Source organism: Mesobacillus boroniphilus (assembly GCF_018424685.1).
In the GTDB taxonomy this organism is placed as follows: domain Bacteria; phylum Bacillota; class Bacilli; order Bacillales; family Cytobacillaceae; genus Mesobacillus; species Mesobacillus boroniphilus_A.
In genome coordinates this window covers 76,966-94,129 of record NZ_QTKX01000003.1, presented here as the reverse complement: position 1 = coordinate 94,129, position 17,164 = coordinate 76,966, and the positions used below count along the sequence as shown (strand labels likewise).

General features: G+C 41.7%; 15 protein-coding genes and 2 pseudogenes. 8 read left to right on the top strand and 9 right to left on the bottom strand.

Annotated features, from left to right (window positions below):
* Positions 1-12: 12 nt before the first annotated feature.
* Entirely contained in the window at positions 13-381 is a 369-nt protein-coding gene (locus DYI25_RS17800; RefSeq protein ID WP_213371458.1) for a hypothetical protein, read from the top strand.
* 71 nt (positions 382-452) lie between these two features.
* Here the strand turns inward: DYI25_RS17800 and DYI25_RS17795 are convergent, their stop codons facing one another.
* From DYI25_RS17795 to DYI25_RS17760, 8 genes are all read right to left on the bottom strand, one after another.
* Positions 453-905 (bottom strand): DUF305 domain-containing protein, encoded by a 453-nt coding sequence (locus DYI25_RS17795; RefSeq protein WP_213371456.1) that lies wholly within the window; start codon positions 903-905, stop codon positions 453-455.
* A gap of 329 nt (positions 906-1,234) precedes the next feature.
* Positions 1,235-1,726 carry a hypothetical protein gene (locus DYI25_RS17790; RefSeq protein ID WP_213371454.1) on the bottom strand — a complete coding sequence of 164 codons (492 nt, stop codon included), beginning with the start codon at positions 1,724-1,726 and terminating at the stop codon, positions 1,235-1,237.
* A 13-nt stretch (positions 1,727-1,739) separates the two neighbouring features.
* The gene (locus DYI25_RS17785) at positions 1,740-2,747 is read right to left on the bottom strand and encodes a sodium-dependent bicarbonate transport family permease (protein ID WP_213371452.1); all 1,008 of its coding nucleotides are present in this window, start codon (positions 2,745-2,747) and stop codon (positions 1,740-1,742) included.
* Between the two features lie 132 nt (positions 2,748-2,879).
* A complete protein-coding gene (locus DYI25_RS17780) occupies positions 2,880-3,245 on the bottom strand; it encodes a DUF2294 domain-containing protein (RefSeq protein ID WP_213371450.1) in 366 nt (121 codons plus the stop codon).
* A gap of 352 nt (positions 3,246-3,597) precedes the next feature.
* Entirely contained in the window at positions 3,598-4,836 is a 1,239-nt protein-coding gene (sstT, locus tag DYI25_RS17775; RefSeq protein WP_213371448.1) for a serine/threonine transporter SstT, read from the bottom strand.
* A 435-nt stretch (positions 4,837-5,271) separates the two neighbouring features.
* Positions 5,272-7,491, bottom strand: coding sequence for a catalase/peroxidase HPI (gene katG, locus DYI25_RS17770; protein ID WP_213371446.1), 2,220 nt, complete (start codon positions 7,489-7,491; stop codon positions 5,272-5,274).
* Between the two features lie 189 nt (positions 7,492-7,680).
* A complete protein-coding gene (locus DYI25_RS17765; protein ID WP_213371444.1) occupies positions 7,681-8,010 on the bottom strand; it encodes a hypothetical protein in 330 nt (109 codons plus the stop codon).
* Between the two features lie 460 nt (positions 8,011-8,470).
* Positions 8,471-9,439: a tRNA dihydrouridine synthase gene (locus DYI25_RS17760; RefSeq protein WP_213371442.1), complete on the bottom strand. Its 969-nt coding sequence runs from the start codon at positions 9,437-9,439 to the stop codon at positions 8,471-8,473.
* Positions 9,440-9,725: 286 nt separating this feature from the next.
* On the opposite strand from DYI25_RS17760, the gene DYI25_RS17755 reads away from it, so the two are divergent.
* On the top strand, positions 9,726-10,820 hold the full coding sequence (locus tag DYI25_RS17755; RefSeq protein ID WP_213371440.1) for a glycosyltransferase: 1,095 nt from the start codon (positions 9,726-9,728) through the stop codon (positions 10,818-10,820).
* A gap of 53 nt (positions 10,821-10,873) precedes the next feature.
* On the opposite strand, the gene DYI25_RS17750 is transcribed toward DYI25_RS17755, so the two are convergent.
* The gene (locus DYI25_RS17750) at positions 10,874-12,151 is read right to left on the bottom strand and encodes a nucleotide sugar dehydrogenase (RefSeq protein WP_213371438.1); all 1,278 of its coding nucleotides are present in this window, start codon (positions 12,149-12,151) and stop codon (positions 10,874-10,876) included.
* A gap of 212 nt (positions 12,152-12,363) precedes the next feature.
* Between DYI25_RS17750 and DYI25_RS17745 the strand changes: the two genes are divergently transcribed.
* From DYI25_RS17745 to galU, 6 genes and pseudogenes are all read left to right on the top strand, one after another.
* Positions 12,364-13,353, top strand: coding sequence for a glycosyltransferase (locus DYI25_RS17745; RefSeq protein ID WP_213371436.1), 990 nt, complete (start codon positions 12,364-12,366; stop codon positions 13,351-13,353).
* A 174-nt stretch (positions 13,354-13,527) separates the two neighbouring features.
* Positions 13,528-13,749, top strand: a pseudogene (locus tag DYI25_RS22820) (hypothetical protein); the annotation flags it as partial.
* Positions 13,750-13,752: 3 nt separating this feature from the next.
* A pseudogene (locus DYI25_RS22815) lies at positions 13,753-13,989 on the top strand (DapH/DapD/GlmU-related protein); the annotation flags it as partial.
* A gap of 61 nt (positions 13,990-14,050) precedes the next feature.
* Positions 14,051-15,031: a Gfo/Idh/MocA family protein gene (locus tag DYI25_RS17735; RefSeq protein ID WP_213371433.1), complete on the top strand. Its 981-nt coding sequence runs from the start codon at positions 14,051-14,053 to the stop codon at positions 15,029-15,031.
* Positions 15,028-16,128: a DegT/DnrJ/EryC1/StrS family aminotransferase gene (locus DYI25_RS17730; protein WP_213371431.1), complete on the top strand. Its 1,101-nt coding sequence runs from the start codon at positions 15,028-15,030 to the stop codon at positions 16,126-16,128. Before DYI25_RS17735 ends, DYI25_RS17730 begins: the two co-directional genes overlap by 4 nt.
* A 131-nt stretch (positions 16,129-16,259) precedes the next feature.
* Positions 16,260-17,150, top strand: a complete 891-nt coding sequence (galU, locus tag DYI25_RS17725; protein WP_213371429.1) for a UTP--glucose-1-phosphate uridylyltransferase GalU — start codon at positions 16,260-16,262, stop codon at positions 17,148-17,150.
* The last annotated feature ends 14 nt before the right edge of the window (positions 17,151-17,164 follow it).

The window sequence follows — 17,164 nt, the reverse complement described above, 5'->3', positions numbered from 1 at the left end:
GAGGTGAAAAAAATGTGTGTTTCCCATCATAACATCGAGCAGCAGGCGTACCATTTTGCGGAACAAATCCGGCAATACACAAAGTATCGCCCGCTGTATATCGAATTTATCGGCGAAGGCAGTTTTGCCTTTGAACAAGGCGAACCCCTCCCAGCCAACAACCCAGGAGTGATTTCCAAGATCGTATTGGCAGATAAGGAAGGGAATCAATACCGAATCGAGCCAGATGAACTCGGACTTCAATTCGCCCGCGGGGAGATTGATTACAAGGAATATTTGTATCAGCAAAAGAAAGAAAACAAACAGCTGATCGGCCTGACACTGGTCCTGGTCGCTGGCTTTGGCATAACAGGATGGGGCTTCATTGCGCTTCTTTTATAAGGTGACCGAAGCCAAGAAGGCTCCAACCCTATAAAACAAGCTGCCGAATAGGCAGCCTGTTTTAGCGAAACTTATTGTTCATCATCAAGGTCTTCTATTAATACTTTCATTTCTGCAATTTCTTTTTCTTGGGCCTTAATGATTTCATCGGCAAGCTTTCTCACTCGCGGGTCAGATATTTCGGCACGTTCACTGGTCAAAATCGCAATGGAATGGTGAGGAATCATGGCTTCCATATAATCTGTATCATCGACAAGGGTTTGGCTGCGTAATAAGAATAGGGACAGGAAAAATACAACTATACTGCCCGCAGCAATTCCTATATTCACTTTGCGGTTTTTTAGCATATGCGTCATAAAAATCAGCATGATGATTGCCATTGTCGCACCCATCAATAAGGCCATATAAGCCCTTGTTTCGCTAAAAAATACATGGTCCACTTTATAGGTGCTCCAGTATTTGAACATGAACATGACAATTGTCGAGGTTATAACCATTCCTGCAAATTTAAGATAAGGCTTCATGATACACTCTCCTCTATAAGTCTATTTACAGTATAAATACCCGAAACGTATGCAAATAATCTTAATATTTGAGATCCTCACGTTTAACTTAAAAGGAAGTATCATGAAAGGGAGTTACCTTTTTGATTTAGGCTCTTTTCTCAAACTTTGTTGCTATTGATTACAAAATAGGAGTGAATGAACTATTTTTCTTCCCAAAGTTGCCTCTTGTTATGAGAAAAGAGCATGCAAACTTAATACCGAACTACAAAATGGCGTTCTATTACGTTAAAATCGGCTTTAGGATTTTAACAACAATCTTTACGAAAACAGCCTTGATTTACAGCTTTTTAAACCTGATAATATTCCCCTGTCTCTGAATTGGCAATATAAGCATGAACAGGCATTGATTTTGGAATTAGTGGATGGCCTTTTATTAATTCCTTATTCTTCTTCAAAACATCCTCAATATTTTGTGGTCCTGCTAACCAACTGATTACATCACGCTCCACTACATCAATGTAGTTAATTGTCTTGATTATCTCCTCTGAAGCTCCATTTTCTTTTATTTTACTAAGTATTTCCTCTTTATTTAGTATGATTTCTTTACTTTCCATTTCACCGACTATATAGATTTCTTCCACATTTTCATTATATAACGCTAGAATAATATTTCGAATCAAGCAGCCATAGGGTTGAGTAATAACTGCCCCAAAACTGTTGAGAATCATCATATCCTTATTCTTTTTATTTGTGATCTCTGGAAACAAAGGATAAATCGCCTGATTGACACCTGTAATGATCATTGTTTTTTTCGTGGCTGAGCTTGTAATTGTTGACATTATAATCTCTCCTTTACTGTATCCATTTTGCTATTTCATAATAGGCGGGTATTCCAATTATTAAGTTGAATGGAAAAGTGACCCCTAAAGATAAGCCTAGGTATATAGATGGATTTGCTTCTGGCACTGAAGTTTTAAGTGCTGCGGGTGCCGCAATGTATGAAGCACTTCCAGCCAATACTCCCATTAATGTAACTCCTCCTAAAGATAAGCCAACAAAGTCCCCTACCAGCACACCTAAACTGCCAAATAAAAGTGGAGTAAACAAACCAAATGCCAGTAATTTCAACCCGTGCTTTTTAACCTCTGGCAAGCGTTTCCCTGCAATCAATCCCATATTTAAAAGGAAAAGAATCAAAACACTGCTGTATAAGTCTATAAATAAAGGTTTAACCATTGGGACTGCACTTTCACCCAGCGCCCAGCCTATTAACAGGCTGCCAACAAGAAGCAAAATACTTTTCCCAAAAATACTTTCCCTTAGTACTTCTTTATCTATTAAGTTTGAGTATGCAGGGATAAAGCCTAAATTCCGGGTGGAATAAACCGAAAGGTCTTTTTTGCTCTCTACTATTTTTAATAACAGTAAAGAAACTAAAATTGCCGGGCTCTCCATCAAGACAACCAAAGCATTCATAAACCCTTCATAAGATGTACCGCTCTCATCCAGAAATGTAATAGCAGCTCCATAGGTAACGATACTGATTGAGCCATAAGTGGCTGCTAATCCTATAGAGTTTTTCAGATCCATTTTTATCACTCTCATGAAAACCAGCGTAACTACAGGAATGATTATTCCTAAGAATAGTGCTCCTAGTATTGGTGCCAGTACAGATTCTATAGAGTAATGCGAAAGTTCAATGCCTCCTTTTATTCCAATAGCAATTAATAAATAAATGCTTAAGCCTTCACTTAAACCATTGGGGAACTTTAAATCTGATTTAACGATCGCCGCAAGAATGCCTAACACAAAAAACAAAACAACAGGTGATAATAAATTTTGAAGTATTATTTCGTTCATTCATCTGCCTCCTTCTTATTTTTTCCAATAAAAAAACCGACAATTTCAGAGTTCAATGTGGTTAAACCATTGAACTGAATTGTCGGTTTATCTTCAACTGGCGCAAGGCTATTAAAGATCTCCCTCTTATTATCATGAAAATTTTTTCTCAAGGTCGTTATATAATTTAAATACCATTACTCGTTCCCCTGTACGTGAACTTATATCACTATGAAAACTTTTTACTTTTTCCTCGCTGTTAGCAAAAATTATTTCTTTTAGGTTTTCTAAGCCTGATTCCACTAATTCCGAACGCGTTTTCTTTACCGTTAACATTCCATCTTTTGTTTCACAAACGGAATATTCAGCTGGTGTCAAGACCCCTTGCAAATTCACAATGACCATATCCCGCAATATATCGGTCTTAACGGAAACAGAGCCACGTCCAAGATAGTCCTTTTCCCACTGAGTTATAGCCTTGCTTATATCAGACTCAACAGATCCTTTCGACTTTTTCATATAATCCCCCTTAAACAAAAAATCGATCTATTCCTTAAGCTAATGTTCTAGTTTAAGGAATACATCGATTTACTTATTATCAACTTTATTATGTTTAATAAAATGCTTTTTCATCCGGCCAAATAGATATTTAACCAGTATGCTAAAGTTTATTAGTGTAAACAAAGTTAATGAAAATCTCTCGATTAATTTATTAAATTAACGAAATGTTACCATATAACCTGCGAAATATCAATACTAGAACAATTAAAAAAAATAAACGGAACCTCAAAGAAGCAGGAACCTATTCGGTTCCTGCTTCACGTGCATGAGAATACTCACCAGGCTGGCAGTCCATGTTATTCCGGTAAAATTATGCTGCTTTTTTGATTTCGATGATTTTTCCTTCTTTACGCCATTTCTTAAATTCCACTGCAGCCGTGAACAGAACGTCTGTCGATGAGTTAAGGGCTGTCTCAAAAGAATCCTGTAAAACACCGATGATAAAACCTACAGCAACTACCTGCATGGCGACATCATTTGGAATGCCGAACAAGCTGGATGCGAGAGGAATCAGCAGCAGTGAACCGCCGGCAACACCTGAAGCACCCGCAGCACTGATGGCAGCCATAACACTTAGAAGAATAGCAGTAGGAATGTCAACCTGAATGCCAAGTGTATGAACGGCAGCCAGTGTCATAACAGAAATCGTCACGGCGGCTCCAGCCATATTGATGGTTGCGCCTAATGGAATGGAAACAGAATATGAATCCTTGTCCAAGCCTAACTCCTCACAAATTTTAATATTAACAGGGATATTTGAAGCTGAACTGCGAGTAAAGAACGCTGTAATTCCGCTTTCTTTCAAACATTTGAAGACAAGCGGATATGGATTTTGCCTGATCATGGTGAACACGATTAGCGGATTGACGACAAGGGCCACAACAAGCATGCAGCCAATCAGAACGGCAAGTAGTTTTCCATAGCCTAGCAAAGAGCTAAGTCCGTTTGTTGTAATAGAATCAAATACAAGGCCCATGATGCCAAGTGGAGCGAATTTTATCACCCATGTAACAATCTTGGACATTGCATCGGATAAATTCCCAATAACTGTTTTTGTTGAATCAGCCGCATTTTTTAGAGCAAGGCCGACTAAGACTGCCCAGGCTAAAATACCGATATAATTAGCATTCATAATAGCATTAACAGGATTATCAACAATGTTAAGCAATACGGTTTTAAGAACCTCAACTACACTTCCAGGAGGCGTCATGCCCTCAGCGCCAGCTATAAGCTTCAAGCTTACCGGGAACATAAAACTAGCAATAACCGCAATAAGTCCTGCCGCAAATGTTCCTAGAAGATATAAAGAAATAATCGTTTTCATGTTTGTTTTCTGTCCGCGTTTATGCTGGGCAATCGCCGACATAACCAGGAATAATACTAATACAGGGGCAACTGCTTTCAGTGCACCTACAAATAAAGACCCTAAAATAGCAACCGGCTTTGCTAATTCCGGTATCGTTATTGCAAGGATAATACCAATTAACATACCCGCAATGATCTGTTTCACCAGGCTTACTTGATTCCACGTCTTCAGTAAATTTTTCATAGCCATTTCCCCCACAAGTAAGTTATTTTGTTTTAAAATTCGCGCTGGTTTTCAGGAGACACAAAAGTCTAATCAACCACCGATGTCCTCCATATAAATACAAATGTTCGCATACTATGTATTATAGAGGTTAAAATATTATATTACAATATAAAGATTTGAATATACATAAAATTTCAACTATCTAAATACTCAATCATCATACCTCAAACTCACACCACCTGTTAATAGATAATTCTTCCCAAGAATAGGTCCCTTTTTAAAAAGAATAGACTCACTTTATTAATAGAAGAGACTTATCCAATCAAGGTCCCCCCACTATACCGATTGAAAAATGCAGGGGATGGCGCTTTTTCGGAAACTCCCCCTGCGCAGAAAAAATAGCAGACCATTTTTCTCATGGTCTGCTATCTCATAAACTATTTATAATATTTTTTATCGTGTGCGTGCTAATTCCGAAGTCTCACGAGCCTTTTCATTCAGGTCAAAACGATCTGCATTCATGACCTTGACCCATGCGGCAATAAAGTCGCGCACAAACTTCTCTTTATTATCGTCCTGAGCATAAACTTCTGCAATGGCGCGCAGTTGTGAGTTTGAACCGAAAACCAGGTCGACTCTGGTGGCTGTACGCACAACCCCACCTGTCTTACGGTCACGCCCTTCATATACCCCCCCATCTGCAGGCTTCCATTGGACTCCCATATCCAGCAGGTTTACAAAGAAATCATTTGTAAGTGTGCCTATTCGGTCAGTAAATACGCCGTGTTGAGTACCGCCATGGTTCGTTCCGAGGACACGCATTCCGCCAATCAGTGCCGTCATTTCCGGCGCACTAAGGTTCAATAGCTGTGCCTTGTCCAGCAACAGCTCTTCCGGACTCACACCATACTGTTTTTTCTGATAGTTGCGGAATCCATCGGCATAAGGCTCCAGCACCGCAAATCCGTCTGCATCTGTTTGCTCTTCTGTCGCATCCCCACGCCCAGGAGCAAATGGAACGGTTACTTCAAAGCCTGCGTTTCGAGCGGCTTTCTCAATCGCAGCACTTCCACCCAGGACAATCAAATCGGCAAGACTAACTTTCTTATCCAGATGACTTTGAATGTCTTCCAGTGCATTTAGAACCTTTGAAAGCTGTTCCGGCTGATTCACTTCCCAATCCTTTTGTGGAGCAAGACGGATACGAGCACCATTCGCTCCTCCACGGAAGTCCGAGCCACGGAAGGTACTTGCTGAAGCCCAGGCCGTTGTAACTAACTCGCTGATTGTCAGACCAGAGTCGAGGATCAATTCCTTTATCTTTTCTACTTCTTCATCCGTCAATTCATAATCAACAGCTGGAACAGGATCCTGCCAGATATAGTCTTCTTCCGGGACTTCAGGACCTATATATCTTGATTTAGGGCCCATGTCACGATGTAATAATTTAAACCACGCACCTGCAAATGCATCAGCAAATTCTTCAGGATTCTGATGGAATCGACGGGCGACCTTTTCGTAATCAGGATCATGGCGCAAGGCAATATCGGTCGTAAGCATCATGGTTGGAACTTTTACAGATGAATCTTCCGCATCTGGTGCAAGGTCCTTCTCAGCAGGGTCCACAGCCAACCATTGATAGGCACCTGCTGGACTCTTTGTCAGCCACCAATCATATCCGAACAGTAAATCAAAGTATCCGTTATCCCACTGTGTTGGATTTGCCGTCCAGGCTCCTTCAAGACCGCTGGTGATGGTATCACGTCCCCTGCCGCTTCCGTATGAGTTTTTCCAGCCCAAGCCCAGCTCCTCGATAGAAGCAGCTTCTGGTTCTGGACCAACATTGGCCGCGTCTCCTGCACCATGGGCTTTTCCAAAAGTATGGCCGCCTGCAATGAGTGCTACCGTTTCTTCATCGTTCATTCCCATACGTGCAAAGGTTTCGCGTATGTCCCGAGCGGCTGCAACGGGATCCGGCTTACCATTCGGGCCTTCCGGGTTCACATAAATAAGACCCATTTGCACGGCAGCAAGCGGATTCTCCAACTCACGATCACCTGTGTAACGTTTATCTCCCAGCCACTCCGATTCAACACCCCAATAAGTGTCTTCTTCCGGTTGCCAAATATCCGGCCGCCCTGCGCCAAATCCCACTGTCTTGCCGCCCATGGATTCAATTGCCACATTACCTGCCAGCAACATCAAGTCAGCCCAGGAAATCTTGCTGCCATACTTCTGCTTGATCGGCCATAACAGTCGACGGGCTTTATCAAGGTTGCCGTTGTCAGGCCAGCTGTTTAGAGGTGCGAAACGTTGTGATCCAGTTCCACCGCCGCCACGACCATCACCAATACGATAAGTACCCGCGGAATGCCAGGCCATCCGGATGAATAATGGCCCATAATGTCCATAGTCAGCCGGCCACCAGTCCTGACTGTCTGTCATGAGGTCGTTTAGGTCCTGCTTTAGAGAGTCATAGTCCAGCTTCTTAAACTCTTCCGTATAATTAAAATCTTCTCCCATAGGATTGGATTTTCGATCATGCTGATGGAGAATATTCAATTGTAACTGGTTTGGCCACCAGTCCCTATTCGTCGTCCCGCTGGTTTTATGACTAGTAGCACCCCCGTGAGTAAACGGGCATTTTCCAACTTTTGCAGTATCCTTGTCCATTTTTGTTCCCCTTTCGTCAAAATAAAAATGATTAAACTTTCAACATTAATAACTATGAAAAAGACAAGGGATTTAGTATTTATAATTGGAATATTTTATGATTAGAAGCGAATGAGGATGAATTGGGGTTTAACAAAAGGTTGGATTTAGAAGAAAGATTCAAAGACAAACAGTGAATGATTTAAACTACTAGCCAAAATACACTTCTACACTCTTTTCTTTTTGTGCTGTCGCCAAACAGTTTTGGATAAAAACCAGGATTTGTTTTTGATCCCAAGATGTGCAATCACTTTCAGACGGGGAATCACCAGTATTAAAAAATTTCTTATAGCCATTCATAGCTTTTTCTAATTGTTGTAACGAGAAAATTGAACTTTTTCCTGATCCACTGACTCCAGCATAGAACTGATATGCATCAAGTAAACGGTACAGCATGAGTGCGTTATGATTCCCCATGCTAAAACGCGCATAAGCAATCTCTTCCCTTGCTTTATTTAAGCCATATATATCATGACCCATTAATATTCCTCCTTCAAATATAAAATTGAAACGCTATAGATTAGAAAAGTTGATAGGTCGTTTACATGTGAAATCACTCCCTTCGCGGTTGTTGTTTTTGGAATTTTATTGAAATAATAAACAAGAGTAAGAGATGTTAACGAAAGAAAATCCGAGGCTTCGAAGTTGTTCAGAATGGTTTTCATCATTTTAAAGGATAATACTGAGGGTAATGTTGAGGGATTTTTTCATCTACCTTCTGAAAAAATAATACCATATTACGTATCAATTAATTTCGCTGTTTTTAAAATTTATCGACAGTTCTGTGAATGTATACTCATTTACTTCTCTTAGAAGTTTCTCCCTTCACTCTCACCTGTAATTGACAACGAAAAGGTTGCTGGTAATTTCACAAAAAAATACGGAACCAGTTTCACCTGATTCCGTCAATAATGACTAACTGATACATTTATTTTGCCGTTCAATCAAGATTCTTTGACGCAAATTGATCAAGCAATTCACGCACTTCATCTGTTGATTTTGTGTTCATTAATTGATTTCTTAATTCACTCGCCCCGCGGAATCCTTTGACATAAATTTTGAAAAAACGATGAAGAGCCGTGAACGGTCGCAGCTCTAAATGCGAATATTTATCATGGAGATCCATATGCAATCTTAAGAGGTCAAGCAATCCATCACTGCTATGATCTTTCTTCTCCATTTCAAAGGCAAATGGATTATGGAAAATGCCACGCCCGATCATCACCCCATCAACACCATATTGTTCAACAAGCTTCAAACCAGTCTGTCGGTCAGGAATATCCCCATTGATGGTCAAAAGGGTATCCGGTGCCACCTCATCACGGAGCTTCTTAATCTCCGGGATCAGCTCCCAATGCGCAGGCACTTTGCTCATTTCATCCCTTGTACGCAGATGAATGGAAAGATTCGCAATGTCTTGCTCCAATATGTGTGTCAGCCAGCCTCGCCATTCGTCTAAATCCGAGAAGCCAAGCCTTGTCTTTACACTTACCGGCAATCCTCCTGCTTTTGCCGCTTGTATTAATTCAGCTGCAACTTCCGGACGACGGATCAGGCCGCTACCCTTCCCGTTCTGCGTCACATTAGGGACAGGACAGCCCATATTGATATCAAGACCCTTAAAGCCCATTTCCGCCATACCAATACTCATTTGCCGGAAAAATTCAGGCTTGTCTCCCCAGATATGAGCGACAATTGGCTGTTCATCCTCTGTAAAAGTCAAACGTCCCTGCACACTTTTGATGCCATCTGGGTGACAATAACTATCCGAGTTTGTAAACTCTGTAAAAAACACATCAGGTCTCGCTGCTTCACTCACCACATGGCGAAAAACAACATCCGTCACTTCTTCCATTGGTGCCAATATAAAAAATGGTCGTGGTAAATCACGCCAGAAATTTTCTTTCATCTTTTCTTTCAAATCCTCTCATAATGGGATAACAGGCCAATTCCTAATCCCAAAATTAAAAAGCAGAATATCCCTGCTCCTTTTACACTTATACCATGCTTTAGCACTTTTTATCAAACTGATTGAAATGGAAATTTTAACTGTCTGCCACTTAACATCCCACTGGGCTAGTTAAACTAACGTATTTGCCTGGGAGGCCTATATTCCAAATCCGGATTCGAAGAGGTTTCACATCTTTATCCCTTTACATAAAATGTGAAGAAAATCTTTTACAGGAGGGAAATCAATGCCCACCATCAGTCTCTGCATGATTGTTAAAAATGAAGAAGAGGTATTGGAGAACTGTCTCAAGAGTGTACAGGATATCTGTGATGAGTTCGTCATTGTGGATACCGGATCGACTGATCGGACCAAGGAAATAGCCAGGCAGTACACGGATAAAGTACTCGATTTCGAGTGGATTGACGACTTTTCCGCTGCCAGGAATTTTGCCTTCAGCAACGCCACGATGGATTATATCCTTTGGCTTGATGCGGACGATATTTTGCTGCCGTCTGACCAGCAAAAGTTCAAAAAGCTGAAAACCTCCCTGAATTCGAATGTGGATGCTGTCTCCATGATTTATGTCATCCTCAGGGATGAATTCGGGAACCCGACTTTCCACTACAGAAGAAACCGCCTGGTGAAGAGGAGCAAGAACTTCAAATGGATTGGACCCGTCCATGAATATCTTGATGTGAGCGGCAATATTTTATCCTCTGATATTTCAGTTGAGCATAAAAAGAATGAAAAACAATCGACCGGCCATTCATCTGACAGGAATTTAAGAATCTATGAGAAGCGGATTAAAAGAGGCGAGGACTTCACCCCAAGGGATTTATATTATTATGCCAATGAGCTGCGCGATCACAGGCAATATGAAAAAGCGATCATTTACTATCATGAGTTCCTTGGAGGCAAAAAAGGCTGGGTGGAGGATAATATAAGAGCGTGTTTGAATCTGGCTGATTGCCATGCCCATCTAGGAGAAAAGGACGAAGAAATGGAATCTTTACTGAAGTCACTGTCATACGATGCACCCCGGCCTGAACCGTGCTGCCGCATCGGCGATATTTTCAAGGCCAAAAAGGATTATCAAACAGCTATCTACTGGTATACTACCTCCATACAGATGAATAAGGACACAGCCGGTTTCCAGAACCAGGCTTATTCCACTTGGTATCCAAATCTTCAGCTATGCGTGTGCCATTGGGAACTGGGCAATGTAGAAAAATCGATTGAACACAATCAGAACGCCAAAAAATACCGGCCAGATGACAAGCAGGTCTTGTTCAATGAGAAATTTTTTAATGATTTCATGAAAAATAACAGCAAAAAATAAGAGGGAATCCAGATGATTTCCTCTTTCCTGTTGCCATTTTATTTGATTGCCGGCTATTTCACCCCAATTCCAACATAGTGTATGCCCTGCTTTATAATTGCCTCTTTATCCAGCACATTCCTTCCGTCCAAAACCAGGCTGCAGTTTTTGTATGCTGAAAAGTCCATGTTCTTATATTCATCATGGTAAGCCTGGAGGATGATCAGTTCGATTTCTTCCGCATGCTGTTTTGAAAATGGAACAACACCATATTTTGAAATCTCCCCTGCCTCAAATAAAGGATCATCGACATATACTGCTGCTCCCTTTTCCTTCAATTCATCAATCAGAAGCAATGTGGATGATTTTGTTGGCTCCTTCACATTTCCCCGGAATGACAAGCCCAAGATTAAGACCCTTTTATTCCTTAATGAACCTAGATTTTTTTCTGCCATCCCCACTGCGTACTTGGCCATATCATCATTAATCCTTCTTGATAAAGTGGTCAAGCCCTCATCCAGGCCGTTATTGATAAAGAAATATGGATATACAGGGATGCAGTGGCCCCCTACGCCAACACCCGGCAGGTGAATATTCGAATATGGTTCGCTATTTGCTGCTTTTATGACTTCCATAATGTCAATATCCAGCTTGCTTGCATACATAGCAAGTTCATTGGCAAGCGCGATGTTCACATCACGATATACGCATTCGGCAACCTTGGTAAATTCGGCTGCCTCCAGGCTGCTGACCGGTAAAATGTCGCAATTTAACCCTTTTTGATAAAAATCAGCCGCTAACTCCAGGCTTTTGGGGTTCAATCCGCTCACTACCTTCGGATAGGCAGACAAGTCCTTGATGATCCGGTTGGAGTACACACGTTCAGGACTGTAGGATAAGAAAAAATCGACCCCCATCTTCAATCCTGAAATCTTTTCGATCGTCCGGCCGAACCTGTTTCTCGTATCACCGGCAGGCAAAGTTGTTTCAAAGCTTACAAGCGTTCCTTTTTTAATCCCTCTGGCTATATCCTCTACAGCAGAATCGATATATTGATAGTTTGTTGCGCCGTTTTCCTTTGTTAATACCGGCACAATCACCACTACTACTTCAGATTTACTTACCGCTTCTGACGTATTTACTGTTGCTTCCAGGGTTTTGGACTCATAAGCTTTTGCAATCAGCTCATCAAGTCCCGGCTCGTTATCCACATGGGAAATCCCCTGGTTCACTTTGTCCACCACAGTTTGATTGATATCTGCTCCGTACACATGTAAATGTCCGCAATTCGCAAAAATTGCGGCTAAGGGCAAGCCAATCTTTCCTAAACCAACAACTGTCACATTTTTCATATTAACACCCTTTCTGGCCTTTTTAGCTGAAATCCCCCGAAATCATGGAAAGCTTCTGGCAATTACTCTCCGTTATTTTATGTAGTGGCAGTTTGTTTGTGTAAATAAAATGACCATTCCGCCGTTCAATTATGACAATTGACCAAGCATCGGGAAACAGGGTGAATAAGCTAAAATAAACAAGTCTTTACACCGATATGGAGGTGTTTTTCATGGAAGAAAAAGAAAAACTTAAGATTCTTGTTTTGATCAAGTCTTTCAACAAATCTGCACCAAAGCATCAACCAAAGTTCGACACAATCAAAGCAATCGAAAAATTTGCCGACGTGCGGTATTGGCATAAAGATGGCCACATCAATGATATTTTAGTTGCATTGAATTTCACCCCAGATTTCATTCTGCATTATGATCATGCCTGGAACAGCCCCCTGGCCCCGAGGATAAAGGGATTAGGGAGGACCAAAATTCCAAAAGGATGTATCGTAATTGATATCCACTACAGCCCCGCCGAACGAAGAAAATTTTTTAGTAGAAATAAAATCGATTTAATCTTTTCTGTAACAAAGTCACCGTTCCTAAAAACTTTCCCTCAATACAAGGATCAGTTGCGCTGGTTCCCCTTTGCCATCAATCCTGAGGTTTTTAAAGATTGGCAGATTGAGAAGAATATTAATTTCCTGCTGATGGGGCAAGTATTTGACAGGGAACGAAAGAGCAGGAATGTGACTGGTACTCCACAGGGAAAGTACCCATTCAGAGAGGAAGTTTTAGTGCGGATGAGGAAAGAGGAAGGCTTTTTATTTCATCATCATCCTGGACACTACGCAAAGAATACTTCAAAAAACTATCTTAATGAAAAATATGCGAAGGAACTAAATCGGGCAAAAATGTTCTTTACTTGCGGGTCCAAGTTTCAATATCCAGTACTGAAATACTTTGAAGCTCCTGCATGCCGAACGCTGCTCCTGGCAAAGCCTGTTCCAGATCTTACAGAATTGGGATTCGTAGATGGTGAAAACTTTGTCGCCTGTAATGAATCCAATTTTTATGAAAAAGCGATGTATTACCTGGAAAACGAGAAAGAAAGAACACGAATAACGGATACAGGCTACGAGTTCATCCATACCTACCATACAAACGATGTAAGGGCTCAGCAATTTATCAAATATGTAGAAGAATATCTGGCGAATCTTCGTGGATGATCAAGGCCCGAGAAAAATCCGCACAATCATTCATTTGCCAGCGGATTTTTCACATCTGTAGGCTCTCCCCCATACACTTCCATTTTCACGACATATACCATAAAGAGACTGATTATGAATCGGTGACCCTCTATACCATAGCATCTATAAAAATGATAGATATGGGTGTGTTATATGAATAATAAAAGCAATTTAAACAATGTAAAGCTAGGTGAGAACGTCAGGATTTATGATTTTGTAAATGCCTATGGGTGTGAAATAGGAGACGGAACAAAGGTTGGCACATTCGTTGAGATCCAAAAAGGAGTTAAAATCGGGAAAAATTGCAAAATCTCAAGCCACTCTTTTTTATGTGAAGGAGTGCATATAGCAGATGGAGTTTTTATCGGCCATGGGGTGATGTTCACGAATGATATGTTCCCCCGCTCCACCAATCCGGATGGCACCTTGCAAAATGATGGCGAATGGACCCTCCTGGAAACGATTGTAGAAGAACGGGCATCCATCGGGTCCGGCAGTACCATCCTGCCTGGACTCACGATCGGTAAAGGCGCCATAGTCGGTGCTGGCAGTGTTGTCACCAGGAATGTCCCGGAATTCTCGATCGTTGCCGGAAACCCGGCTAAGGTCATTCGATACATCCAGGAATAATGTCTCCTCTCCCGCTGCAGGAGAATTTTTTAGGAGGGATCAATCTATGTTAAAAGCAGGAGTCATAGGCTGCGGTTATTGGGGACCAAATATTATCCGAAATCTGGATGCCCTGCCTGGAGTTGAGTTAATCTATGTTGCAGATTTGAATACTGAACAGCTGGCAAAACAAAAAGCCTTATACCCTTATATTAAAACCACCACAAACTATCTGGATATCATCACGGACCGCGCAATAGACATCGTACTGATTGTGACCCCGGTGAATACTCATTATCGATTTGCAAAAGAAGCCCTCACAAACGGCAAGCATGTCTTTGTTGAAAAACCTCTCACCGACTCTGTTCAAACTTCAAAGGAACTTTGTAAACTTGCAGACTCCATGAACCTTACACTAATGGTCGGGCATACCTTTGTATACACAGGCGCAGTAAGGAAAATGAAGGAAATTATTGATTCAGGTGAATTAGGGACCATTCGGTATATCACATCCCAGCGCCTGAATTTAGGTTTATACCAAAAGGATATCAATGTCTTATGGGACTTGGCTCCCCATGACTTATCGATTGCCGACTATCTGATTGGCAGCCAGATCACCAAGATCAAAGCATATGGGCATCGAGATATCAATCCACAGCTTGAAGATACCGCTTTTCTCAACTTAACCTATTCAACCGGAGAGAAAGTCTATATTATGAACAGCTGGCTATACCCGGAAAAGGTCCGGAAAATGGCAATTGTCGGAACAAAAGGCATGATGATTTACGACGACATGGAGCCAGAGAAAAAAATAAAGGTATTTCATAAGCATGTTGACTTCTCAAAAAGTGAAATTTCCTACCAGTATGAGAATGGAAAAGAGTATTTTCCCGAGCTTATTTTAAAAGAAGCATTGAGTGTTGAACTTTCCCATTTCACAGATTGCGTCCTGAACAACAAAGAGCCTTTGAGCAGCGGCAATAAAGGTTTGAATGTTGTAAAAGTACTCGAGGAAAGTGATCTTTTATTAAGGAGAAACCAAGCATGATGATCCCATTTTTAGATTTAAAGGCCCAGTATAAAAGCATTGAAAGTGAAGTGAAGGAAGCCGTCGCAAAAATTTTCGAGGATTGTGCCTTTGTAGGAGGCAAAGAGGTCGCAACTTTCGAAAAAAACTTCGCTGATTATTGCCATGCGTCTTATTGTATTGGTGTCGGCAATGGGACGGACGCTTTGTGGCTTACCTTAAAGGCAATGGGCATCGGACATGGGGACGAGGTAATTGTCCCTGCCAATACTTTCATTGCCTCTTCAGAAGCGATTACAGCCACAGGGGCAAGGCCTGTATTCGTCGATCATGATAAAGAGACGTATACGATCAATACAGAAGAAATCCCTTCCAGGATTACCGAAAAAACGAAAGCGATTATGGCAGTCCATTTATATGGACAGCCTGCAGATATGGATCCAATCCTGGAAATCGCTGCCCGGCATGGACTTAAAGTGATTGAAGATGCAGCCCAGGCACATGGCGCTGAATATAAAGGAAGGCGGGTTGGGTCGATCGGTGATGCCGCATGCTTCAGCTTTTACCCGGGCAAGAATTTAGGGGCATATGGTGATGGCGGTGCGGTGGTGACGAATGACAAGGAACTTGCTGGCCTCGTACGGCTCTTGAGTCAGCATGGCAGCAAAGTGAAATACATCCATGAAATTGCCGGTTATAACAGCAGGTTGGATGGAATCCAGGCTGCCATCCTGAATGTTAAAATGAACTATATCGAACAGTGGACTGAAGCAAGAAGGAAAAACGCTTCTCTCTACAGGGAGATGCTGAAAGATACAAATATCATTCTTCCGGTTGAAAAAGAAGATGTCAGGCATGTGTACCACCTGTTTGTCATCCGCATCAAGGATCGGGAAGATGTCCAAAAGAAGCTGCTCGACAGAGGCATCCAAACTGGTATCCATTATCCGGCGCCAATCCATCTCACCGAAGCCTACAGAGACCTTGGAATTCCTGCACGGACATTTCCACTCAGCGAAGAGTATGCCGATAACCTTTTATCTCTGCCGATGTACGCAGAGTTAACTAAGAATCAAATCCGGAAAATTTGTGATGCTTTAAAGGAGATTATCAGTTGATCCCAAACCACTCTCTTTTCCCTAAGCTTCTTTCCAGCCATTGTGCAGTCACCGATTCTTGTCATCCCAATCATATGCAAGACCATTCATAAGTATAATGTACAAACCAACTAATTATTGGAGGAAGGCTAGTGAAAAAAGTACGCAAAGCCATCATTCCTGCTGCAGGCTTAGGTACCCGGTTCCTGCCGGCTACTAAAGCCATGCCAAAGGAAATGCTTCCGATCGTCGATAAACCGACCATTGAATATATTGTAGAAGAAGCAGTAGCATCGGGAATTGAGGATATTATCATTGTAACCGGGAAAGGCAAAAGAGCCATTGAAGACCATTTTGATATTGCACATGAGCTTGAACGCAATCTTCTCGAAAAGGGAAAGCTCGAATTACTCGAGCGGGTTCAGCACCCCTCTAAACTGGCTGATATCCATTACATCCGCCAGAAAGAACCAAAGGGTTTAGGACATGCCGTATGGTGCGCCAGGAATTTTATCGGAGATGAACCGTTTGCCGTTCTGCTCGGAGATGATATCGTTCAAAGCGAAACTCCCTGCTTAAAGCAGCTGATCACCCAATATGAAGAGACACACTCAAGTATCATCGGTGTTCAGCGAGTGCCGGTTGAGGAGACCCACCGGTATGGCATCATTGACCCTTCCGCACAGGATGGACGGAGATATCATGTTCAAAACTTTGTCGAGAAGCCGCCGTCAGGCACCGCTCCCTCAAATCTCGCCATCATCGGCCGTTATATCTTGAATCCTGAAATATTCAAGTTCCTTGATTTGCAGCAAGTGGGTGCAGGAGGCGAAGTACAATTAACAGATTCCATTCAGCAATTGAATCAGATCCAAAGAGTATTCGCATACGAATTCGAAGGCAAAAGATATGACGTTGGCGAAAAAATGGGCTTTGTCCAGACAACAATTGATTTTGCCCTTCAGCGTGAAGACCTGAGAGATGGCGTAATAGCTTATCTTGAAAGAGTTTTAAAAGAAGTTAAATCAAATAAACCTATATAACATTGGTTATATAG